The sequence below is a fragment of the Hyphococcus luteus genome, assembly GCF_002943565.1.
Classification (GTDB): domain Bacteria; phylum Pseudomonadota; class Alphaproteobacteria; order Caulobacterales; family Parvularculaceae; genus Hyphococcus; species Hyphococcus luteus.
Map to the genome: position 1 here is coordinate 114,066 of NZ_PJCH01000011.1, position 20,791 is coordinate 134,856.

Annotated in this window: 24 protein-coding genes and 1 tRNA gene; 10 read left to right on the plus strand and 15 right to left on the minus strand. The window is 61.2% G+C overall.

Annotated elements, in window-relative coordinates; all coding sequences use genetic code 11:
* Window positions 1–10: 10 nt before the first annotated feature.
* The 7 genes from CW354_RS14815 to CW354_RS14845 all read right to left on the minus strand — a co-directional run bounded on the left by CW354_RS14815 (window position 11) and on the right by CW354_RS14845 (window position 3,590).
* On the minus strand, window positions 11–310 hold the full coding sequence (locus CW354_RS14815; RefSeq protein WP_104830878.1) for a hypothetical protein: 300 nt from the start codon (window positions 308–310) through the stop codon (window positions 11–13).
* A 95-nt stretch (window positions 311–405) separates the two neighbouring features.
* Window positions 406–621, minus strand: a complete 216-nt coding sequence (locus CW354_RS14820; RefSeq protein ID WP_207764828.1) for a DNA gyrase inhibitor YacG — start codon at window positions 619–621, stop codon at window positions 406–408.
* Window positions 602–1,771, minus strand: coding sequence for a ribonuclease E/G (locus tag CW354_RS14825; RefSeq protein WP_165793738.1), 1,170 nt, complete (start codon window positions 1,769–1,771; stop codon window positions 602–604). The genes CW354_RS14820 and CW354_RS14825 overlap by 20 nt, the downstream gene beginning before the upstream one ends.
* Window positions 1,768–2,349, minus strand: coding sequence for a Maf family protein (locus CW354_RS14830; RefSeq protein ID WP_165793767.1), 582 nt, complete (start codon window positions 2,347–2,349; stop codon window positions 1,768–1,770). The genes CW354_RS14825 and CW354_RS14830 overlap by 4 nt, the downstream gene beginning before the upstream one ends.
* A gap of 12 nt (window positions 2,350–2,361) precedes the next feature.
* Entirely contained in the window at window positions 2,362–2,580 is a 219-nt protein-coding gene (infA, locus tag CW354_RS14835; protein WP_104830882.1) for a translation initiation factor IF-1, read from the minus strand.
* 85 nt (window positions 2,581–2,665) lie between these two features.
* Entirely contained in the window at window positions 2,666–3,091 is a 426-nt protein-coding gene (locus tag CW354_RS14840; RefSeq protein ID WP_104830883.1) for an arsenate-mycothiol transferase ArsC, read from the minus strand.
* Window positions 3,092–3,101: 10 nt separating this feature from the next.
* A complete protein-coding gene (locus CW354_RS14845; protein WP_104830884.1) occupies window positions 3,102–3,590 on the minus strand; it encodes a UPF0262 family protein in 489 nt (162 codons plus the stop codon).
* Between the two features lie 151 nt (window positions 3,591–3,741).
* Between CW354_RS14845 and CW354_RS14850 the strand changes: the two genes are divergently transcribed.
* The 6 genes from CW354_RS14850 (at window position 3,742) to CW354_RS14875 (ending at window position 8,733) form a co-directional block, all read left to right on the plus strand.
* Window positions 3,742–4,680, plus strand: coding sequence for a DUF481 domain-containing protein (locus CW354_RS14850; protein WP_104830885.1), 939 nt, complete (start codon window positions 3,742–3,744; stop codon window positions 4,678–4,680).
* Window positions 4,681–4,746: 66 nt separating this feature from the next.
* Window positions 4,747–5,673, plus strand: coding sequence for an oxygen-dependent tRNA uridine(34) hydroxylase TrhO (gene trhO / locus CW354_RS14855; protein ID WP_104830886.1), 927 nt, complete (start codon window positions 4,747–4,749; stop codon window positions 5,671–5,673).
* Entirely contained in the window at window positions 5,666–6,307 is a 642-nt protein-coding gene (locus CW354_RS14860; protein ID WP_104830887.1) for a glutathione S-transferase, read from the plus strand. The genes trhO and CW354_RS14860 overlap by 8 nt, the downstream gene beginning before the upstream one ends.
* A gap of 8 nt (window positions 6,308–6,315) precedes the next feature.
* The gene (locus CW354_RS14865) at window positions 6,316–7,437 is read left to right on the plus strand and encodes an MFS transporter (protein WP_104830888.1); all 1,122 of its coding nucleotides are present in this window, start codon (window positions 6,316–6,318) and stop codon (window positions 7,435–7,437) included.
* Window positions 7,438–7,449: 12 nt separating this feature from the next.
* Window positions 7,450–8,127, plus strand: coding sequence for a hypothetical protein (locus tag CW354_RS14870; protein ID WP_104830889.1), 678 nt, complete (start codon window positions 7,450–7,452; stop codon window positions 8,125–8,127).
* 15 nt (window positions 8,128–8,142) lie between these two features.
* Complete coding sequence (locus tag CW354_RS14875) at window positions 8,143–8,733, plus strand: glutathione S-transferase family protein (protein ID WP_104830890.1); 591 nt, start codon at window positions 8,143–8,145, stop codon at window positions 8,731–8,733.
* Window positions 8,734–8,740: 7 nt separating this feature from the next.
* On the opposite strand, the gene hisD is transcribed toward CW354_RS14875, so the two are convergent.
* From hisD to CW354_RS14895, 4 genes are read right to left on the minus strand one after another with little or no spacing between them, the layout of a single operon-like run.
* On the minus strand, window positions 8,741–10,030 hold the full coding sequence (gene hisD / locus CW354_RS14880) for a histidinol dehydrogenase (RefSeq protein ID WP_104830891.1): 1,290 nt from the start codon (window positions 10,028–10,030) through the stop codon (window positions 8,741–8,743).
* Window positions 10,031–10,034: 4 nt separating this feature from the next.
* On the minus strand, window positions 10,035–10,487 hold the full coding sequence (locus tag CW354_RS14885; protein WP_207764829.1) for a DUF2948 family protein: 453 nt from the start codon (window positions 10,485–10,487) through the stop codon (window positions 10,035–10,037).
* 11 nt (window positions 10,488–10,498) lie between these two features.
* Window positions 10,499–11,758: a UDP-N-acetylglucosamine 1-carboxyvinyltransferase gene (gene murA, locus CW354_RS14890; protein WP_104830893.1), complete on the minus strand. Its 1,260-nt coding sequence runs from the start codon at window positions 11,756–11,758 to the stop codon at window positions 10,499–10,501.
* A complete protein-coding gene (locus CW354_RS14895) occupies window positions 11,758–11,985 on the minus strand; it encodes a hypothetical protein (protein WP_104830894.1) in 228 nt (75 codons plus the stop codon). The genes murA and CW354_RS14895 overlap by 1 nt, the downstream gene beginning before the upstream one ends.
* A gap of 104 nt (window positions 11,986–12,089) precedes the next feature.
* Here CW354_RS14895 and CW354_RS14900 point away from each other — a divergent pair, with 104 nt between their 5' ends.
* Together CW354_RS14900 and CW354_RS14905 are read left to right on the plus strand one after the other, a co-directional pair.
* Window positions 12,090–12,545, plus strand: a complete 456-nt coding sequence (locus tag CW354_RS14900) for an acyl-CoA thioesterase (RefSeq protein ID WP_207764830.1) — start codon at window positions 12,090–12,092, stop codon at window positions 12,543–12,545.
* Between the two features lie 201 nt (window positions 12,546–12,746).
* Window positions 12,747–14,267: an alkaline phosphatase PhoX gene (locus tag CW354_RS14905; protein WP_104830895.1), complete on the plus strand. Its 1,521-nt coding sequence runs from the start codon at window positions 12,747–12,749 to the stop codon at window positions 14,265–14,267.
* A 217-nt stretch (window positions 14,268–14,484) separates the two neighbouring features.
* On the opposite strand, the gene CW354_RS14910 is transcribed toward CW354_RS14905, so the two are convergent.
* The 4 genes from CW354_RS14910 to CW354_RS14925 all read right to left on the minus strand — a co-directional run bounded on the left by CW354_RS14910 (window position 14,485) and on the right by CW354_RS14925 (window position 18,670).
* Window positions 14,485–14,559 (minus strand) — tRNA-Thr (locus CW354_RS14910).
* A 117-nt stretch (window positions 14,560–14,676) separates the two neighbouring features.
* Window positions 14,677–15,564, minus strand: a complete 888-nt coding sequence (gene hisG / locus CW354_RS14915) for an ATP phosphoribosyltransferase (protein WP_104830896.1) — start codon at window positions 15,562–15,564, stop codon at window positions 14,677–14,679.
* Window positions 15,561–15,890, minus strand: a complete 330-nt coding sequence (locus tag CW354_RS14920; protein WP_207764831.1) for a YerC/YecD family TrpR-related protein — start codon at window positions 15,888–15,890, stop codon at window positions 15,561–15,563. The genes hisG and CW354_RS14920 overlap by 4 nt, the downstream gene beginning before the upstream one ends.
* Window positions 15,891–16,081: 191 nt before the next feature.
* The gene (locus tag CW354_RS14925; protein ID WP_104830897.1) at window positions 16,082–18,670 is read right to left on the minus strand and encodes a hybrid sensor histidine kinase/response regulator; all 2,589 of its coding nucleotides are present in this window, start codon (window positions 18,668–18,670) and stop codon (window positions 16,082–16,084) included.
* A 684-nt stretch (window positions 18,671–19,354) separates the two neighbouring features.
* On the opposite strand from CW354_RS14925, the gene CW354_RS14930 reads away from it, so the two are divergent.
* Window positions 19,355–20,017 carry a 50S ribosomal protein L25/general stress protein Ctc gene (locus CW354_RS14930; protein ID WP_104830898.1) on the plus strand — a complete coding sequence of 221 codons (663 nt, stop codon included), beginning with the start codon at window positions 19,355–19,357 and terminating at the stop codon, window positions 20,015–20,017.
* Between the two features lie 51 nt (window positions 20,018–20,068).
* Entirely contained in the window at window positions 20,069–20,779 is a 711-nt protein-coding gene (gene pth, locus CW354_RS14935; RefSeq protein WP_104830899.1) for an aminoacyl-tRNA hydrolase, read from the plus strand.
* Window positions 20,780–20,791: the final 12 nt, after the last annotated feature.

Below are 20,791 nucleotides of genomic sequence, written 5' to 3' on the forward strand. Positions count from 1 at the left end.
TGAGGGATTGTCAGAAGCGTGGAGGGCCGCGCGCATGGGCGGCGCGCACCGCAATGGCGGCGCGTTCGGTCTGAGCGACAGGCGCGCCCGCCCGCCAGACCGCGACAAAGACCGCAAGCACGAAAGCAGACGTTCCAATCGCTTTGCCGTCATGGTGGGCGACGAGCGAGAGAACGCAGACCTGACCGTCATGCTTGTGGGGGCCATCGCCGTATTTGGCGGCGTGGGCGTCGATAAGGGTTTGAGAAGCGAGAAAGGCGATGACCGCGGCGATAAGCGCCGCGCCTGCGCGGGAGCGACAGATTTTCATTAACCCTGTTCGCATCAAAAAGGCCGTATCCAGTTCAAACCAGCCGGAAAACCTCACCCGGCTGGTGTGATAATCTCACATTGCAGTGCAAAAGTCTATGAGTCCTGAGGCGGCTCGCCGCCTTCATCGGTCACGCCGTCGCTGTCGTCTTCCTGGGCGGGAATGGCGTAACCGCCGGTGAGCCAGCGGTGAAGGTCCACGTCGGCGCAGCGCTTGGAGCAGAACGGCTCATAGCCCGCCACCGCCGGCTTTTTGCAGATCGGGCAACGCTCGCCCTTAAGGCCCTGATTGTCATTGCTCGGAGAGGTCAAACCGCGCTCCTGCGCATTCGGAATCTTCAACAATATCGAAACGCGCGCCATGGCGGTCTTCAAGACGCTTTTTCCAGTGGGCGTGTGATTCGAGATAATCTTTTATGTCACGACCGGCGGCGAGACGTAACCGCGCCGACGGCGCGGCGTGCAGCCGCCTTTCGAGCCGCGCCAGCGCAAATTTCGCCAGCGCTTCCGCCGTAAAACGCCGCCCCGAAACCGGCTCGGCGCCGTCTTCTTGCGTAAAACGGTCGAGCAGAGACAAGGCGCGATGGGGCGCGGTGAAGCTGTAAAGACCGGAGCGGGAAAAACTGGCCGCTCCCGCCCCCTCAAGGCGGGCCATGACTTTCCGCAAATGCGCCTGAAAGCGCTTGCGCCCGGCCTCGCCCGGGATATCGGGAAAATCGATGACGACATGCCCGCCGATATTGCGCAGGGAAACCTGCCGCACGGCTTCATCGGCGGCGGCGAAAGCGATTTTTTCACGCAGGCGCGCCGGCGAAGACGCGTTCAACCCGCCCGTATCCACATCGATGGCGGTCAGCGCCTGCGCTTCGTCAATGATCAGCCGACCGCCTTTTTCGAGCGGCGCGATCCGCTCGAAAGCAGCATCAAGCTCGCCATCTGCGCCGAATTTTTCGAACAGGGAAACGGGACGGCCTTCATGGCGGACATTGCCGAACCCCGCCTCTTCCAGCGAACGGCGCGCAAGGCCGTCATCGACAAGAATTTCATCACCTTCCGCGCCGATCGTCCGGGCGGCTTCGACAACCGGGTCCGTGAAGGGCGGCAGCCGGCCCGGCTCAACATCATGATCGAGCACGCCGACAAAGCGCAAGCTGGCGCCCTTGGTCTGGCGCGGCGGCGCCTTCACCTCGACCTCGATCATGGCGCCGTCGACGCAATGGCTTTCATTATTCTTTTTCAGCGGCAGGAAGGCGTCGGCGCCGTCGCCAAGATCAACAAAGGCCGCCGCCAGCCCCTTATCCACGGCTTTGACCCGGCCGGCGAAGCGGCGCCCTGCGCGTGCAAAACGATCCGTTGTTTCATCGCCGCGCGCCGGACCGAACCAGAATTTCCAGATCCCGTCTTCCTTCACGAGCGCCGCGCGGGTCTCGGCGACACCGCATTCGATGAGCAGGCGAATCATGGTTTGCGCCATCCGGCGCCGTCGAGAAGGTTCCAGGTCTCATAGACCGGCAGGCCGACCACATTGGGATGCGACCCGATGATCGAAATCACATGCTTGGCGAACAGCCCCTGAATGGCGTAGCCGCCGGCCTTGCCATGCCATTCGCCGCTGGCGATGTATTCCTCAATCGCGGCGTTATCGAGACGGCGCAGCTTCACCCGCGTTTCGCATATCCGCGCCAGGAGTTTTCCATCAGGCGTCGCCAGCGCCACGCCGGAATAAACGCGGTGCGAACCGCCGGACAAAAGCGCGAGACAGTCCCGCGCGGTCTGCTCGTCTTCGGCTTTCGGCAGGATGCGCCGGCCGCAGCCCACGACCGTGTCGGAGCCCAGAACGAACGCCTTGGAACGATCCTGCGCAATCTTTTGCGCTTTTCCCTGCGCCAGTCTTAACGCAAGGTCGCGGGGACTCTCGCCTTTGAGCGGGGTTTCGTCGATATCAGCGGGAATGATCTCGTCCGGGACGACGCCGATCATGTCAAGGAGCGCTTTGCGGCGCGGCGAGGAGCTCGCAAGGATCAGCGGCGCGCCGGTCAAATGCACGGGGCCCTATTTGAAGCGGTAAGTGATGCGGCCTTTGGTGAGGTCGTAGGGCGTCATTTCCACGAGCACCTTGTCGCCCGCAAGCACGCGGATGCGGTTTTTGCGCATCTTACCCGCCGTATGGGCGATGATTTCGTGGTCATTCTCGAGTTTCACGCGAAAGGTCGCGTTCGGCAGCAATTCCTCCACCGTCCCTTCAAACTCGAGCAGTTCTTCTTTCGCCATTCGCTCCTCAAACCAATGCGTCAGGCCGGAATCGCGCATATGCGCGCCAGCAGCGGCGGGAACATGGTTGGCTGCGGGCCGAAAATCAAGGCTTTTTGCAGATTTCCGGGAAGCGCCGGGCGAGCTTTTCCCTCAAGGCGTCGCGAACCCGGGCGTAAGCCGCGAGGATCGCCTCCCGCCCGCCCTGCTCCTCGGACGGGTTCTCGATATCCCAGAATTCAATGGCGGCGCGGGGATTTTGCTTGCGCGCCTCGACGGCCGCTTCCGGGGTCAGCGCCACGACGACATCGAAACCGGCGAGATCGACATCGGCGAGGGTCTTCGGCTCATGGCCGCCCATGGGGAGACCGAGCTCGGCCATGACGATTTCCACGAAGGGGTCGAGCCCGCCCTCGTAAACCCCGGCGGAATCGACCTGCATCGCCTCGCCCGCCGCCTGGCGCAAGAGCGCCGCCGCCATCGGCGAGCGCACCGAGTTCATGTTGCACGCAAAAAGGACAGATCGTGTCATCAGGGTTTTCTCACCGCATATGGAAGCTGCAGATCAGGGTAAAGAGGCGCCGTGCGGTGTTCTCGTCGAGCTCGATCTTGTCCTTGAGCCTTTCCCGGAGAATTTCCGAGCCTTCATTGTGCATGGCGCGGCGCGCCATATCGACGGTTTCGATCTGCGCGGGCGCGGCGTTGCGGATCGCGTCATAATAGCTTTCGCACAACATGAAATAGTCTTTGATGATTTTCCGGAACGGCGTCATCGACAGATGCACCTGTCCCAAGGCTTCGCCGCCCGCCATGCGCACATCGAAGACGAGCCGGCGCTCGACATTCGACAGGTAAAGCTCGAACGGCCCCTTCTCGACGCCAATCGGATGGAAATGGTTTTCCTCTAGAAGATCGTAGATGGCGACCTTTCGCTCATGCTCGATATCCGCGGTCGCGGGCGCGAGCGAGCGCTCGTCAAGATCGATCTTGACGATATGGTAGTCTCCACTGTCCGCCGCGTCGCCGGCCATGAACGCTCCGAATCTCCAAGCTTCTTCTTAGCGGCGCGGGGACCGCGCGTCACGGGGCCCGGTCATAAGCCCGCTCCCTTTCCTGCTTTTCACGGGCCCTTTCGCGAATCGACCAATAAAAGCGATGTTTTGCAGCAAGTAAGAGCGTTCCATGATCCGCCTCGCCAGCATCGCCGCCTTCTCCCTCGTCATGTCCGGCGTCGCCGGCGCTGAGGAACCAGGCGAGATTCCCGACATCGCCGCCGCTCTCCTGCAATCCGCCTATGAGAGCGGCGATCCGGACGAGATCGCCGCCGTCGCCAAGGCGGTGAAGGATGTCTTTCCCGATTACGAGGACGCTATTACGGCCGATGTCGAGGCGACGCTCGCCGCGCTTGAACCGGCGGAAGAAGAGCCGCCGGCGCCCCCTGAAAAGAAAGGCCCGCCGCCCGGCGGCCTCCTCGCCGTGAAACCCTGGGACGGCAAAATCAGCGCCTCAGGCGTTCTCTCCTCGGGCAATTCCGAAAACGCGGCGGTCGGCGTCGCCGTCGACGCCGCGCGCACCGCCGGACGCTACAAGCACAATATCAAAGGGTTTTTCGATCTCGGCGAGTCCGACAACGTCACAAACCAGAAGCGCTGGGGCCTCGCCTACAAGCTCGACTACAATTTCGGCGAGCGCACTTATGTCTATGGGCGCTTTTCCTATGAAGAAGACGAATTCTCCGGCTTCGACTACCGCCTCTTCACCGGCGCCGGTCTCGGCCATTATTTCGCCAAGGCGGAAGACTTCACATTTAAAGTCGAAGGCGGTCCCGGCTATCGCTACTCGCCCATCGATGAGACGCGTGAGGTGGAGCAGAATGTCGCCGCATACGCCTCGAGCGAGTTCGACTGGATCATCCGCGAAGGCGTGAAATTCGAACAGGATTTCTCCACCACCTGGACCTCGCCCACGACGACCTTCCAGTCCGTGACCTCGCTAACGACGCAAGTTTGGGGCGACATCTCCACTGGCCTTTCCTTCGAGTACCGTTACGAGACGGACCCGCCCCTCGGCCGCGAAAATACGGACACGCTGGCCAAGGCCTCGCTGATTTACGGATTTTAAGGCGCTCCGCCGGGTGTTGAGCGCCGGTGTTGAGCCGGGCCCAGCCATGGCCTAAAGACAGGGCCCATGAGCGAGATTGTCGTCTCCGCCTTTTACAAATTCACCCCCCTGCCCGATTTCGAAACCCATCAGGCGGGGCTCTTGGCGTGCGCGGAAGAAAACGGCGTCAAAGGCACCATCCTTCTGGCGCCGGAGGGCGTCAACGGCACGATTTCAGGTCCGCGCGAAGGCGTCGATGCGGCGCTTCGCGCGCTCAAAGCCCTGCCCGGCTGCGAAGGGTTAGACTGGAAAGAGTCCTATACGGATGAAAACCCGTTTCTGCGCATGAAAGTGCGGCTCAAAAAAGAAATCGTGACGCTCGGCGTCGGCGACGTGGCGGCGCATGAAAGCCATGAACGCTATGTGGAGCCGCATGACTGGAATAAGGTGATCGCCGACCCCGACACCATCGTCATCGACACGCGCAATGATTACGAAGTCTCGATCGGGACTTTTGATCGCGCGATCAATCCGGAGACGGCGTCTTTCCGCGACTTCCCGGCATGGTTCCGGAAGTTCCGCGAAGAAAACCCCTTCAAGAAAGTCGCCATGTTCTGCACCGGCGGCATCCGCTGCGAAAAGTCGGTTGCGTTTTTACGCTCGGAAGGGGTCGAGGACGTTGTTCACTTAAAAGGCGGCATTCTCAAATACCTCGAAACCGTGCCCGAAGAAGAAAGCCTGTGGCGCGGGGAGTGTTTCGTCTTCGACCAGCGCGTCTCGGTCGGTCATGACCTCGCCCCTGGCTCCTACGATCAGTGCTATGCCTGCCGGCGGCCGATCACCGATGCGGACAAAGCCTCGCCCTATTATGTGAAAGGCGTTTCCTGTCCCCATTGCCATGACGAATATAGCGAAGAGCGCCGCCGCGCCTTCGCCGAACGCCAGAAACAGATTGAGCTCGCCCGCGCCCGCGGAGAACAGCATATCGGCGTGAAGCAGAAGGCTGATGGCTGAAACGACTATCCTCTATTCCTTCCGGCGCTGCCCCTTCGCCATGCGGGCGCGCATGGCCATTGCGGTTAGCGAAACGCCGGTGCGCCTGCGCGAAATTCTCCTGAAAGACAAACCGGACGAGATGCTCGCCGCCTCGCCCAAGGGCACGGTCCCCGTGCTTGTCGACGGTAAAGCGGTCGTCGATGAAAGTATCGACGTCATGAACTGGGCGCTTGCCAAAAACGATCCTGAAGACTGGCTTTCAAGAAAAGACGACGCGCTGATCGCAGAAAATGATGGATCGTTCAAACACCATCTCGACCGTTATAAATATTCGACGCGCTATGAAGATGCGGACGCCGAAACCCATCGCGCCGCCGGGTTCGAATTCCTGCAAAAACTCGAAGCGCGATCGGCGGACAGTGCTTACCTTCATGGCGAAAAGCGGGGCTTCTCCGACATTGCCATCTTTCCTTTCGTGCGCCAGTTCCGCATCGCCGACAAGGACTGGTTCGACGCCGCGCCTATCCCGAAAGTTCAGCGCTGGCTGAAAACGCTGATGGAATCGCCGCTGTTCAAATCCGTGATGGAAAAACATCCGCTCTGGAAGGAAACGGGCGAAGAGATTGGGTTTCCGGCGCAATCATGCCAATAGACTGAGCAATGGCTGAAAAGCTGCATCATAGAGCCATTGCGGCCCTTATTGCGCTCGGCGTGTTGGGCCGTCTCGTGGAGCTTGTGCTCCCGGTGTTTCTCGAATCCATGCGCCTTGAGCACGGGTTTTCGAACACAAGCCTCGGCCTCATCGCCGGGGCGGAGCTCGGCGGCATCATCGTCAGCTCGATTGTGTTGATGCCGCTTGCGCGCGGGCTTTCTTCATCGAAGGTGCTGATCGGCGCCATTCTCTTCTTCGCGGCGGCTAATCTCGCCTGCGCGTTCGTCACCGCGCCCCTGACCATGGCGTCGCTACGGTTTCTGGCGGGGCTCCTGGGCGAAGGGCCGCTCTTGGTGATCGCCGTGGCGCTGCTCGGCAAGGCGCAGGGCGCCAGCCGCCTTTATGCGGTCTTCATGGCGGCGCAGATGATTGTCGGCGCTGCAGCGCTCTTAACGCTCGGCGCCACAGACACGCTTATCGGCTTTCCCGGCGTCGCCCTCGCCCTTGGCGCCATTACGCTCGCCTGTCTCGTCGCCATCCCGTTCCTGCCCGCAGGCAGGGCCTTTCCTGAGAAGCCCAAGGACGACGCGGAAAAGATCAACGCCATCACCTGGCGCGTCCTTGTCGCCATGGGATTGTTCCACGTCGCCATCTCCGGCGCCTGGGCGTTCCTGCAGCAAAAGGGCGTGCAGCTCGGTCTTTCCTCCCTAGATAGCGGCGGGCTGCTCGCCGTGATGATGGGCTCGGGAATACTCGGCGCCGCATTGGTGGCGGGACGCTCCACCCCGCGCAGTCTCCTTCTTGCGACCTGCGTCATCGCCGCGCTCTCGATCCTCGGCGCCTTTATGAGCGGCGGCGTTCTTCTCTTTACTGTCTCAGGCGTCGTCCTGATGATTTCGTGGAACGCCTCCGTCCCGCATCAGATCGCGCTGATGGGAGAAGACCTCAAAGCCTCGCGCCATCTTGGCTTCGTTCCCGGCGCGCAAGGCATCGGCCTCGCCGCCGGCCCCGCCGTCACCGGCCTCCTCTCCGAGCCGGGTGAATATACGATCGCAGTCGCGGTCATTCTTTCCGCCATGGTCGCCAGTTTGATTCTCTTTTATCAGGCCTATAGATTTCGCCCCGCATAAGGGAGGGGCGGCATGTTCTACGAAAAATACTGCGCAAGCATCATTTCGGATATGACCCAGGTCGTGGTCGCCGTGGGGCTGGTGACCATCCTGTCGAATTTCGTGCGCATCTCTGCGAACCATCCGGATTTTCTCTTGAGCGAAGGCTTCTGGCTGCGCTCCGCGCTTCTGGTGCTGACCATCCTGTTCACCGCCTATCATCTTCTCGCCTATGCGGCCGACGCCGCGACGGGCCAGGGCGACACCGGCTGGGCCCGTCATTCGCGCGGACCGACAACAGTCATCCTGCTGTTCCTCATCGACCTCATGGCGCTCGCCGCCATGGGCGCCATGTATGGCGTCCTCTCCGTCGGCGACGTGCGCGCGACGCAAGGCGTCTTCATGATCGACTGGTTCCTGCTGGCCTGGCTCGCCGGCCTCGCCGCCTGCTGGCATTTCGCCATTGTGTTCTGGCACCTGATCGCCGGCTCGCGGCGCACCGCCTGGCTCTCCCATTTCGCCTTCGTCCTGTTGCAGGGCGGGCTTTGCGCCAGCGCGATTTTTGGCGGGACCATCGGCGCTTTCGGCGTGACGCGCACCCTCGCCCATTGGGGCTGGATCCTTCTCTTCGCCATCGTCATCGCCGCGCTTTATTTCTTCCGCGGGCGCACCCTCCTGCGCCAGGCGATCCGGGCGAACGATCGCACATAAAAAGCGAGAACTTACGTGAAACTGTTCGCAACATCGCGGTCGCATTTTTCAAGAAAGGTGCGGCTGCTGCTCGATCATCTTGGAACGCCCTACGAGCTGGTCAACATCGGCAATGTCGCCGACAGCGATCTTACGCAGTTTGCGGGCAACCCCCTTCTCTCCGTTCCGGTTCTGGAGGACGGCGAAAGCTGGCTGATCGATTCCGACAATATCGCCGGCTACATCGTCAGGACATATGATCCCGAAGACCGTTATGGCGTGAACACACAAGAGGCGGCGCTTCTCAATGCGCGCGTCATCCTTAACGGCGCCATGGCGAAGGAAGTCTCGCTCATCCTCGCGGCGCGCACCGGCCTCGATCCCGAAGCGCACGCTTTTTTCCAGAAAGCGAAAGCAGCGCTCGGCAACGCCCTCGCCTGGCTTGAGGACAATTCAGCTTTATTCAATCCGCGCGACCCGCACTATGCCGATTTCCATTTCATCAGCATGTGGAGCCATCTGGATATCTACGGGCTGATCGACCTCGATTATCCCGGATTGGCGAAGATCGCCGCCGCGCTGGCCGAGAACGAGATTGTTCAACGCTCCGCCCCGCCGGCATTTTAGCCGTACATTATTTCAACCGCACCCTGACGGACTTCGCATGGGCCGGCAGGCCTTCAGCGTCGGCGAGGCGCGCGGCTTCGGGACCGAGCTTTGAAAGCGCGGTTTCATCGCAGCCGATGATCGAAGACCGCTTCATGAAATCGAGCACCGACAGACCGGAGGCGTAGCGCGCCGCGCGTGCGGTCGGCAGGACGTGGTCAGGCCCCGCCACATAATCGCCGATGGCTTCGGGCGCATGACGGCCGAGAAAGATGGCGCCGGCGTGCCGGACTTTGTTTAAAAGCGCATCCGGATCATCGACGGCGAGTTCCAGGTGCTCCGGCGCGATGCGGTCGACCAGCGCGGGCGCTTCCTCGAGCGACGACACGATGATGATCGCGGAATTGTCGTTCCACGCGGCTTCGGCGATTTCCCGGCGCGGGCTTTCGGCGAGCTGGCTCCTCACCGCCTCCTCGACCCTGTCGGCGAAACCTGCGTCATCGGTGATCAGGACGCTCTGGGAGGACGGATCATGCTCGGCTTGAGACAACAGGTCAGCCGCGATCCAATTCGGGTCGCTTTTTCCGTCAGATACCACAAGTATCTCCGAAGGTCCCGCAACGCTGTCGATGCCGACCTGGCCGAAGACCTGGCGTTTGGCTTCCGCGACATAGGCGTTGCCCGGCCCGACAATCACGTCCACCGGCGCAATCGGCCCGGCCCCATAGGCGAGCGCGGCCACCGCCTGCGCCCCGCCGATGCGGTAAATCTCGTCGATCCCGGCGCGCTTCGCCGCGGCGAGGACGAGCGGGTTCATGTCGCCGCCCGGAGCCGGGGTGACCATGGCGAGACGCGAGACGCCCGCGACCTTGGCCGGAATGGCGTTCATCAGGACCGAAGACGGGTAAGCGGCCCGTCCGCCCGGCGCATAGAGACCGGCCGCGTCCACAGCGGTCCAGCGCCAGCCGAGCGTCACGCCGTCATCGTCTTTGTAACGCACGTCGGACGGAATCTGTTTCTCGTGATAGGCGCGGATGCGCGCAGCGGCGAAATCGAGCGCTTTCAAATCGTCCTTGTCGCATTCGGCTTCGGCCTTATCGATCTCCGCCGCCGTGACGCGCAGGTTGTCTTCGCCAAGTTCGAAGCCGTCGAATTTCGACGTATAGCTTTTCAGCGCGTCCATGCCGTCTTTGCGGATATCGGCGATAACGTCACGCACTACGGCGCTCACATCGGCGCCGCCGTCGCGGTCTTTTGCGATGAAGGCGTCGAAGGCGGCGGCGAAACCGGAATCGCTACTATCGAGGCGCTGGGCCATGAGCCTACTCTTCATGCTCCGGCTTGGCGCGGGTGCGCCAGGGATCGGACATGTCCGAGAGATAAGCGTTGACGCTTTCCACTTCCAGCCGCACCGCGCCGCCGCCAGCGAAATCGAGCGTGATGGCGCCCGCTCCGTCCTCGCTCTCCTCAAAGCGGATCGCCAGAAGCTCCACCACCGCATCCTTGGCGTCGGTGCGCAGATTCTGGAATTTCGTGGATTTCACATCGTCGAAATGAACGCCCGCGCGCACCCGCGCGAAGGGTCCGCGTTTCCGGTCGGCGGCGCATTCCCAGCAAAAGCGGTTGGCGACAAAGGCGAAACGCCGCTGATCGGGCAGGAAGGCGAAATCGCCGAGCTTGGCCACCGCATCCTGCAGGACAGTGGAGATAATCGCGAGATCCTCCCCGTCCCCGGCCATCAGCCGCAAGGGTTTATAGTCTTTCAGGGAAGCCAAGCCGGTCTCTCCTATTCCTTCACCCGTTCGATGAGGGCGCCGCACGCCTGCAGCTTTTCTTCGAGCCGTTCAAAGCCGCGGTCAAGGTGATAGACCCGGTTGACCATGGTCTGGCCCTCGGCGGCAAGCCCGGCGATAATCAGCGACATGGAGGCGCGCAAATCCGTCGCCATGACGGGCGCGCCTTTGAGGCGCGGCACGCCGCGCACCGTCGCCGTCTGTCCGTCCACGGAAATTTTCGCCCCCATGCGCCCGAGCTCCGGGGCGTGCATGAAGCGGTTTTCGAAAATCGTCTCCTTGATGGTGGAGACGCCTTCCGCCGTCGTCATCAGCGCCATGAACTGCGCCTGAAGGTCCGTCGGAAAGCCCGGAAAGGGCTGGGTGATGATGTCCACGGCCTTGCAGCGCGCGCCATTGCGGCGAATGCGGATGCTGTCTTCGGCCTCATCGAGCTCGACGCCGGTCTCCGCCAGCACCGGCCAGGCGGCGCCGAGAAGGTCGCTGTGGGTTCCCGTAAGCGTGAGCTCACCGCCGGTCGCCGCCACCGCCATGGCGTAGGCGCCGGTTTCGATTCGGTCCGGCAGGACCCGGTGCTCCGCCCCGTGCAGGCGTTCGACGCCTTCAATGGTAATGGTCGCGGAGCCGCCGCCGGACACTTTCGCGCCCATGGCGTTGAGGCAATCGGCGAGATCGGCGATTTCCGGCTCGCGCGCGGCGTTTTCAAGCCTGGTGACGCCTTTCGCCAAAGTCGCGGCCAGCATCGCATGTTCCGTCGCGCCCACCGAGACGAAGGGGAAGGAAATGTCTGCGCCTTTCAGCCCCTCCGGCGCCTCGGCGAGAACATAGCCCTCATCGAGATCGATCTTCGCGCCCATGGCCGTCAGCGCTTTTAAGTGCAAATCCACGGGCCGGGCGCCGATGGCGCAGCCGCCGGGCAGCGACACCTTGGCCTTGCCTTCGCGCGCCAGGATGGGCCCCAGCACGTTGAAGCTCGCGCGCATTTTGCGCACGAGATCGTAAGGCGCCTCGGTCGAGACGATGTCCTTTGCGTGGAGGCGCAAGGTCGAGCCGTCGAACGTCGCTTCGGCGCCGTGCTGTTCGAGAAGCCGCAGCAGCATGTCCACATCGGCGAGGCGCGGGACATTATAAAGCGTCAGGGGCTTATCCGTCAGGAGCGAGGCCGCCATGACTTTCAGCGCGGAATTTTTCGCGCCGCTGATCGGGATCACGCCGTAAAGCGGGCGCCCGCCGATAATCGCCAGTTTATCCATTATCTGTCTTTCTCGTCCGCAGACTCATCCTCGTTCGAAGCCCCGGCGCCGCCCGCCTTGCGCCGGCGCAGATTGGCGCGCAAGGCTTCGGCGAGACGGGCTTCGCGGTCTGCACTCTTGGCGGCGCTTTTCACACCCTTAGGCTTTGTCTCATGTTTGGATTGTCCGCCCGGCTTTTTCTGGGCGGCGGTCTGGCGATCCTGCGGTTTTTCCTCGTTTTCCGGCATAAGACCGGGACTTAAAGGCCTTGGCGCCCGATCCGTCAAGCAGCGGCGCAAGGCCGCTGCGCGCCGGGCTTTTCTCCCGCAAAAGAGGCGGTTAGAGAACCTTTATGCGCCCGCCCGCCCCCCTCTCCGGCGATCCGTCCGCCGCCCTCTCCTTCGAGACGGCGGTAATGACCGTCCGCACCGCCGAGGCCGGCGACATCGACGAACTCGGGCATGTGAACAACGCCGTCTATCTCATCTGGGCCCAGGACATCGCCACCGCCCACTGGCGCTATGTGGCGCCCCCGAAAATGCAGGAAGAGCTGGTCTGGGTCGCCCTCCGGCACGAGATCGATTATCGCGACCAGGTGGTCGAGGGCGAGAGTGTGGAGGTGCGCACATGGCTGGGCCGGGCCTCGGGGCCGCGTTTCATCCGCAATGTCGACATCAGAAAGCCCGGCGCCGCCCGGTTTTCCGCCAAGGTCGAAACCGACTGGTGCCTGATCGACGCCAAAACCCGCAAGCCGAAGCGGATAGGGCCGGAGATTCTCGCGCTTTTCGGGGTCATTAAGACTGATTAGAATTTTGCCGCGGCTGGCGTTTTCATAACGCGCCTCCAGCACATTTTCACGCCGCTTCTTCAAGCACAGTATCATAAATCTTTAATCGGCTCGTCGCAGGATTGTTACCAAACGCGAAAATAGTGCGCGCGCGTTTGGACGTTCCAAACGAACGACATGGGGCTGGGGGTCCAGCTCTGTCTTATCCTACATCGGGAGAATATGATGTTGAAACTGTCAGCAACGCTCATGATGAGCGCGTGCTTCATTGCGTCCGCCACTGCGGCGAATGCAGGCGATTATCATTCGCCAAACGACTTCCATCGTTCGTCAGACGACTTCGGCTCTTTCGCCGAAAACCTGCTGGCAGCGAAATCAATACAATATTTTGGCGTAGTCGCCCCTTTGGAAACCTCTTCCACAGACAATATTTCCAAAGCCGAGGCGCAAACCGCGAGCGACACCGTCGAATTGGCCAAAGGACTTAGCGCACGCTTCCTCACCCGTTTTGCGGCGAACGACGCCGACATGTTTTCGTTCTATCCGAAGAACAATCCGACGCATGTGGTATTTTGCATCGAAAACAGCCGCGCTACGGATGCAGCCGGACGCCCGGTCAATGAATCGCTGCAGACAATCAATCTCAAGACCGGCGAAGTCGCCACCATTGCTTACGGCTTGAACCGTTGCGACGGCATTCGCACGACCGACTGGGGAACTGTTCTTGCGACCGAAGAAACCGGCGACGGCGGTGCGTATGAATTCCTCAACCCCTTGAGCGGCAAAGTCGCCTATGTGCTGGACCGCGGCGCGCCCGGCATGCCGGCGACTATCGTCAACGCCAGCGGCGATGACGCCACAGGCTTCATGGTCAAACGCCACAATCTCGGCGCAGTAAGCTGGGAAGGCCTTGCAGTCCTCGATAATGGCGTTGTTTATTATGGCGACGAACTCCGTCCGGGCACCGGCGAAGCGGATAAAGACGGCGGCGCGCTGTTCAAGTTCGTGCCCGCAACTGCGCGGAGCGCATCCAGCAACATTAGCAACCTTCAGCAATCGCCTCTCGTCAATGGCTTTAATTACGCCTTCCGCGCCTCCTGCACTACACGGGTTCAGTACGGCCAGGGATGCGAAATCGGCAATGGCGACTGGGTTTCTGTCTCGGCTGCATTCGCGCGCGACGATGCGGATGAAGCAGGCGCGACAGGCTATTACCGTCCGGAAGACCTGCATCTTGACCCGGTCTATGACGGAGACGGCGTTCGCTTCTGCTGGGCCAACACTGGCAATCGCGGAGCCCAAAACTGGGGCGAAGTCGTCTGCGGCGTGGACTATGCGCCTCTCACGGCGGCCACAGGCGAACTGACGACAGTTGTAAACCGCTTCGTTGAAGGCGACACCGAACTGAACGCGCCTGACAATCTGGCCTTCCAGCCGGTCACAGGCAATCTGTATGTCATCGAGGACAACAGAAATGGCGATGTGTGGGCGTGCCTGCCGGATGGAGATGATCGCGACATTAAAACGGATGGATGCATCCGCATTCTGTCCGTCAGAGACCAGTCTGCAGAGCCGACCGGCTTTGGATTCTCCGATGACGGTTCCTATGCTATCCTGTCAATTCAGCACTCGGCGCCGGACGCGCTCGGGGAATATGATGATATTGTCGTTATTGAAGGGTTCAAAATGAAGCCTTCTCATCACCGCCGCAGACATCATCACGGCTGGGGCTGGAATCGCTAATCATCGCCAGCTGATTGACCTGAATATTGGTTTGAAGAGAGCCTGGAAAATCCAGGCTCTCTTTTTTTCCAGTATCGTCTTAAGCGCGGAGCGCAAGTTAATGGCGCTTGGTGGAAGAGGTTATTTGAATACTGACCCAAACGTCCGACCGGACGCCGGCCAGTCAGGCCGTCCACCGGAGGCGTGAGCGAAACGAACTGCCGCGAGATATGGAAAATGGTGCTGCCGGTGAGAATTGAACTCACGGCCTCTCCCTTACCAAGGGAGTGCTCTACCCCTGAGCTACGGCAGCAAATGGGCGCAAAGGCCTAAAAAGAGGCGGCGGTATAGCGCGGGACGTTCGCCTTGGGAAGCCGCCGAAGCCAAAAATCAGCCCCACCCCGCCGCCCTTTTTGCTGCAAATTAAGCCTCAAGCCATCATCTTTTCGATCGGCAGGACGAGGATCGCGCTGGCGCCGAGCTTTTTGAGCTCCTCGAGCGTGTCCCAGAAGACGCTTTCCCGACAGACCGCGTGAATGGCGACTTTTTCCGGATTGCCGGCGAGCTCCAGGATGGTCGGCGAGTCGGCGCCGGGCAGGAACTCGGTGATCGCCGGCACCGCCGAGCGCGGGGCATTCATCATGACATATTTGGCGTCTTTCGAGGTCATGACGCCCTTGATGCGCTTTAACAGCGCCTCGAACATCGCCTGCTTTTCCGGAGAGAATTCCTGCCGGTTGCGGATCAGCACCGCTTCGGATTCAAAAACGGTCGCCACCGGCTTTAACCCGTTGGCGTCGAGCGTCGCACCGGTGGAGACGATGTCGCAGACCGCATCGGCGATCTTGAGGCGCGGTGCGACTTCGACCGAGCCTTTCATCATGACGACCTTCGCATTCACGCCTTGACGCGCCAGCCAGGCGCGGGTCAGCGCCGGATAGGAGGTGGCGATGCGCTTTCCTTCAAGCATCAAAGAGCCGTCAAAACACCATTCCTTCGGCGCCGCCAGCATTAGCCTGCAGTGGGCGAAGCCGAGTTTCATCACCTCTTCGGCCGGCGCCTCGTGGCTTTCATTGAGGATTTCCTCTTCGAAGACATTCTGGCCGATAATGCCGATGTCGCAGGCGTCATCGGCGACGAATTCGGGAATATCGTCATCGCGCAGGAGCAGAATGTCGATGGGCATTTCCTGCACGCGTCCGTAAAGCTTGTCGCGCCCGCGCGAGACCGAAAGCCCGCAGCTTTTCAACAAGTCGAAACTGCCGTCGGAGAGGCGGCCCGATTTCTGGATGGCGATACGCAATCTCTGTTCGCTCATGTCGTCGTTCTTTCCTTCTGGAGACGGTCAAGGACCAGGCGGTAGCCCTGATGTCTTTCTTCCCGCAAAAACCGCGCGACCCGCGCGATGGTCGTGGTGGAGGCGCCGGTGGCGGCGGCGATGTCGCGATAGGAATGGCCGCCCTCGTCCAGCATGCGGGCGATGCGCCAGCGCTCGGCGAAGGACTCGAGCTCGCCCGGGGTCGCCAGGTCGCGCAGGAAGCGCGCCGCCTCCGTCCCGCTTTCAAGGCTGGAAAACGCGTCGAAAAGCGCCTTCTCATCCGCCGCGCGGATGGATTTGACGTCGCGTTTCGCCGGTCCCCTCACCTTTGCTCTCTTTCTGTCGCCCTGGGCCGTCAGCCCGATTTCAGGGGGCGGTTGATCGTTGTATCACTGTATTAATACGCTAATACAGTCGACAGCAATGATGTCAAGCGTCATTTTGGATGCCAAGGCGGGAGGCGCGCCTGCCGCACGCCGCCAGAGGAGAGTAGCAAAATCGGAAAAAGCGGCGGGCCTCAGCCGGCTTCAGCGCCGCTCTTTTGCGGTTCGTCGCCGAGCCAGCGTTCGAACACCTCCTCCACGAAGGACTTTTTGATCGGCTTGGCTAGAAAATCGTCCATGCCCGCCTTGCGGCAGCGTTCGCGGTCTTCGTCGAGCACATGCGCCGTGGTTGCGACGATGGGCGTTCGCAGAAGATTGGCCTCGGTTTCGTAAGAACGAATCCGGGCCGTCGCCTCAAACCCGTCCATGACCGGCATAGACAGATCCATCATGACAATGGCCGGCGCATGCTGTTTGAACAGGTCGATAGCCTGCTCGCCATTTTCAGCGACGATGACTTCAAATTCGTTGTCGTCGATATATTTGGTGAGCACCATCCGGTTCACCATATTATCCTCGGCGATCAGTACTTTTGTGCGACCTTCATTCGCCGGAAGCGCCGGTGCAGACTCTGCCGGTTGTTCCTCGACGATTTTCTTCTCAAGCAGACGCGGCGCGCGGTCATTGAAAACTTGCACCAGCACGTCCATGACCTTGGAGGGGCGGACCGGCTTCGACAGGAAGGCGGCGACCGAAACGTCGTCAGACTTTTCCATGACGGCGCTGTCGTCCACGGAAGAAAGAATGACGACTGGAATATCGGCGAACCTGGCGTCGGTCTGAATGCGTTTTGCAAGATCGATCCCGTCTTCTCCGGGCATCTGAAAATCGAGAATCAGCGCGTGAAACGGGTCTTCTTCCGACGCAGACTTCTCAAGCGACGCCATTGCCCGCAACGGATCGCCGACAATTGTGGAGCGGAAGCCCCAGCTGTCAAAAAGCTCCTGCAATATCCGCCGGTTGACCGCGTTGTCGTCAACGGCGAGAAGCCGCAAGCCGTCAAACGCCGATTTGTCCGGCGCCGGCATGGATTGGATCGTTTCGTCCGCCGGCATAGTCAAAGAGAACCAGAAGCGCGAGCCTTTGCCGACTTCGCTTTCGGCGCCGATTTCTCCGTTCATCAGCTCCACAATGTTCTTACAGATCGCAAGGCCGAGTCCGGTTCCGCCGAAACGCCGCGTATGCGAGCCGTCCGCCTGTTCGAATTTCTCGAACATGCGCGGGATCTCCCCGGACGGAATGCCGACGCCCGTGTCTTTGACGCTGAAACACAGGTTGAGATTCGACCCGTCGCGTTCGCCCGCGACGTCGACCAGGATATAGCCGTTGTCAGTAAACTTCACAGCATTGCCGATGAGGTTGCCGAGCACCTGGCGCAACCGCGAGTCGTCGCCGACGACGCCTTCGGGCAGACCGGGCGCATAGCGGACAATCAGCTCCAGATCCTTTTCGAGGGCGCGCGCCTGCATCATTGTCGCCGTTTCATAAACCAGTTGACGCAGATTGAATGGCCTCGGCGTCAGACGAAACTTGCCGGCCTCGAGTTTTGCAAAGTCTAGAATGTCGTTAATGACGGTCATCAACGCATTGCCCGACGAAACGATAATGGATGCAAGTTCGTGCTGGCGCTGATCAAGCTTGGTGTCGCTCAAGACCTCGGCCATGCCGAGGATGCCGTTCATGGGCGTCCTGATCTCATGGCTCATGGAGGCCAGAAATTCCGACTTCGCCACATTCGCCGCATCGGCGGCGATCCGCGCATTCATTAAAGGGCGAACGAGAATGCGATGAATGACAAAGCCGAGCACGATGACCAGCAGCAGCGCGGCGGCGAAAGTCGCAATCACGGCCGAGGCCCTGAACTCGTGAAGGCTCTGAAACGCGGCGTGTTCGTTGACTGACAAAGCAAGATACCAGTCGACGGAAGGGATGGAGGGGATGCGCCGGAACACTACGATCTGCGGCTTATCCAAGTTTTTCAGATACTGGACTTCCTCGCCGATGACGGGACGGTCGCCCGGATAAGCGACGCCGATATCGCGGGAGACAAGGCGCCGGTCCGGATGAGCGAGGATTTTTCCGTCGCCGCTCACAAGAAATGCAAAGCCAAGACCGCCGATATTCGTCTGAGACAGGACCTCGCCAAGCGAGGCCGTCGAGAAATCGGCGCCGACAACGCCCATCAGTTCTTTTTCGCGATAGACCGGGGCGGCGACGGTGATCGTCTCCACATTGGTGGTGATGTCGAAATAAGGATCGGTCAACGTGGCCTGGCCCGACATCATGGCCGCTGCGTACCAGGGTCTTGTGCGTGGATCGTATTCCTCGGGCAGCGTGTCGTCGGGCGGCCAGATATGATAGCCGCCATTCACTTCGCCGAAATAGGTCCAGATAAAGGTGTCTTCATAGACCGGCTTGCGCACGATATCGACGGCGTCTTCACCGTCGAAACGTTCAGCGATGGAATCGGCGAGATTTTCAGCAAGCTGGATACGATGGGAAAGCCAGCTGTCTGCGCCCCAGGCGGTCGCGTCGCCAACCGTGTCGAGATATTTTTCGAGCTCGTTCTGGCGCAGGCGGTGTTCGTAAATGTCGTAATAGGTCGCAAAAACCGTAAAAACGAACACCACCGCGAAGGCGCCGGCGGCGAGCGCCATGATCATCAGCCTGATGCCGGACGGACCGGCAGCGCTCTTTTCATTCATCCCGCCGACAGACGACATTACGCACCCTTGAGAGTTTTAGGCCGGCCCCCTTTCGTCAGACAGTAGCGGGCGATGGTTAACAGCCGCCTTCCGCGCATGCGGTTGCAAAACAAAAACGAGCCCCCCCCCGAAAAGTCGTCGTTTCGACAATCAAACTTTACGGGTTTGTTAATCCGCCCGCAGACGATTCTCGACGCCCGGCGGCGTCTCGGTCTGGGCGCGCAAGATCGCCGGCCAGAGCGAGCCCCGCGCCGTCACACTGCAAATGCTCCCTCGCTGCGTCCTGAACCGCTCCCGGGGGCAGGGCTTCTCCGATCCGCACCTGGGTCGCCAGTTATTCGACCGGCGTTTCGTCCGCGGCGAAGCCGGTGGACGGCCCCGGCGCGCCAAGGCGCTTAAAAACCGTCATGGATATTCCCTTCCAGCACCCGGAGGCTGGGCGCATTCTGCCCCTGCCCGGAGGTCCGCGCCGACCCTCCCCAACACAGTTGGCCGGGCCGGAAACGGGCGGAACCGCCGGCGCGCCGCCCAAAGGCCGGAAATCCCAGCCAAAAGGGCCCCAAAAGCCCTAAATTACGCGCTTGCGGTCCTCGGGGCTTTCCTCTATAGACCGCCGCTCAATCAGGAATTTCCCGCCGCCGCGGGAGCCCGAAAGAGAGGCTCCCCGCTGCGGCGCTTTTTGCGCGAAGGACGCGGAGACCGATGGCCGAGACCGACGTTTTTTACTGTGAAACCCGCGACAAGACGGGCACGGGCAACGCCCGGGCGGCCCGCCGCGACGGCTGGGTGCCGGCCGTTCTTTATGGCGGCGATCTTGATCCGGTGGCGGTCGCGCTCCGGGAAAACGAGGTCAAAAAGGCCTATGTCAACGGCCGCCTGCTTGCGCACCTCGCCAAAATCGACGTTCCCGGCGAAGACGGCCAGCAGCCGGTTATCGCCCGCGACGTGCAGGTGCACCCGGTCAAGGGCCATCTCGTCCATGTGGACCTGATGCGCGTCAATGAGAAAACCCGCATCGACGTGGCCGTTCCGGTCCGCTTCATCAACGAAGAAAGCTCGCCGGGTCTCAAAAAAGGCGGCGTCCTCAACGTCGTGCGCCACGATGTCGAAGTCTATGCGCCGGCGACCGCAATCCCGGAAGTCTTCGAAATCGACGTTTCCGGCCTTGAAATCGGCGACGGCATCCATGCCTCGACGATCAACCTGCCTCAGGGCGTCACCTTCGTCATCACCGACCGCGACTTCACCATCGCGACCATCGCCGCGCCGTCGGCCCTGCGCTCCTCCGAAGACGAGGGCGAAGAAGCGGAAGGCGAGGCCGAGGGCGAAGAAGAATCCAAGGACGAAGGCGAGAAAGAGGAGTAATCCCGCTCCCCTTTCCTTCCCCGCCGCCCCGCGGCCAGCCGGAGCGCGCGCATGCTGCTTCTCGTGGGTCTTGGCAATCCCGGCGACAAATACGCCCGACACCGGCATAATGTCGGCTTCATGGCCGTGGACGCGATCGCGGACGCCGCCGGTTTCAGCCCGGCGCGCTCGAAATTCCAGGGCGAGCTGCGCGAAGGCCTGCTCGGCGGCGAAAAGACGCTGATCCTCAAACCCCAGACCTATATGAACGACTCCGGCCGCTCGGTCGGCGAAGCGGCGCGGTTTTACAAAATCGCCCCTGAGGACATTGTCGTCTTTTACGACGAGCTCGACCTCGCCCCCGGCAAGATCCGGATGAAAACCGGCGGCGGCGCGGCCGGCCATAACGGCATCCGCTCCATCGACGCCCATATCGGCAACAATTTCCGCCGGGTGCGGATCGGAATCGGTCACCCAGGCGACAAGTCCCGCGTCACCGGCCATGTGCTCGGCGACTTCTCCAAGACCGATCAGGACTGGCTCGGGCCGATGCTGGAGGCCATCGCCGGCGCGGCCGCGCATCTCGCGGACGGGGACGACAACCGCTTCCAGACGGCGGTCGCCCAGAAACTGGCCCCGCAGAGAAAGCCGGCTCCAGCGAAGCCGCTCGAAAAAGACGATCCGCCCGCGGTCAAATCCGCGAGCCCGGAACCGAAAGGCTCCAAATCTCCGTTGAATGTCTTCGCCGAAGTCTTCAAAAAGCGCGGCGATAAGGAAAACTAGAAAGACCGTTCC

Bases quoted from the DNA above. Each gene is read 5' to 3' on its own strand.
- infA (WP_104830882.1), bottom strand. From the start codon at position 2,580: ATGGCGAAAGAAGAACTGCTCGAGTTTGAAGGGACGGTGGAGGAATTG.
- CW354_RS14860 (WP_104830887.1), top strand. From the start codon at position 5,666: ATGGCTGAAACGACTATCCTCTATTCCTTCCGGCGCTGCCCCTTCGCC.
- murA (WP_104830893.1), bottom strand. From the start codon at position 11,758: ATGGATAAACTGGCGATTATCGGCGGGCGCCCGCTTTACGGCGTGATC.
- CW354_RS14850 (WP_104830885.1), top strand. From the start codon at position 3,742: ATGATCCGCCTCGCCAGCATCGCCGCCTTCTCCCTCGTCATGTCCGGC.
- CW354_RS14895 (WP_104830894.1), bottom strand. From the start codon at position 11,985: ATGCCGGAAAACGAGGAAAAACCGCAGGATCGCCAGACCGCCGCCCAG.
- CW354_RS14925 (WP_104830897.1), bottom strand. From the start codon at position 18,670: ATGTCGTCTGTCGGCGGGATGAATGAAAAGAGCGCTGCCGGTCCGTCC.
- CW354_RS14825 (WP_165793738.1), bottom strand. From the start codon at position 1,771: ATGATTCGCCTGCTCATCGAATGCGGTGTCGCCGAGACCCGCGCGGCG.
- CW354_RS14905 (WP_104830895.1), top strand. From the start codon at position 12,747: ATGATGTTGAAACTGTCAGCAACGCTCATGATGAGCGCGTGCTTCATT.
- CW354_RS14865 (WP_104830888.1), top strand. From the start codon at position 6,316: ATGGCTGAAAAGCTGCATCATAGAGCCATTGCGGCCCTTATTGCGCTC.
- CW354_RS14900 (WP_207764830.1), top strand. From the start codon at position 12,090: ATGCGCCCGCCCGCCCCCCTCTCCGGCGATCCGTCCGCCGCCCTCTCC.
- hisD (WP_104830891.1), bottom strand. From the start codon at position 10,030: ATGGCCCAGCGCCTCGATAGTAGCGATTCCGGTTTCGCCGCCGCCTTC.
- hisG (WP_104830896.1), bottom strand. From the start codon at position 15,564: ATGAGCGAACAGAGATTGCGTATCGCCATCCAGAAATCGGGCCGCCTC.
- CW354_RS14870 (WP_104830889.1), top strand. From the start codon at position 7,450: ATGTTCTACGAAAAATACTGCGCAAGCATCATTTCGGATATGACCCAG.
- CW354_RS14845 (WP_104830884.1), bottom strand. From the start codon at position 3,590: ATGGCCGGCGACGCGGCGGACAGTGGAGACTACCATATCGTCAAGATC.
- pth (WP_104830899.1), top strand. From the start codon at position 20,069: ATGCTGCTTCTCGTGGGTCTTGGCAATCCCGGCGACAAATACGCCCGA.
- CW354_RS14840 (WP_104830883.1), bottom strand. From the start codon at position 3,091: ATGACACGATCTGTCCTTTTTGCGTGCAACATGAACTCGGTGCGCTCG.
- CW354_RS14815 (WP_104830878.1), bottom strand. From the start codon at position 310: ATGAAAATCTGTCGCTCCCGCGCAGGCGCGGCGCTTATCGCCGCGGTC.
- CW354_RS14930 (WP_104830898.1), top strand. From the start codon at position 19,355: ATGGCCGAGACCGACGTTTTTTACTGTGAAACCCGCGACAAGACGGGC.
- trhO (WP_104830886.1), top strand. From the start codon at position 4,747: ATGAGCGAGATTGTCGTCTCCGCCTTTTACAAATTCACCCCCCTGCCC.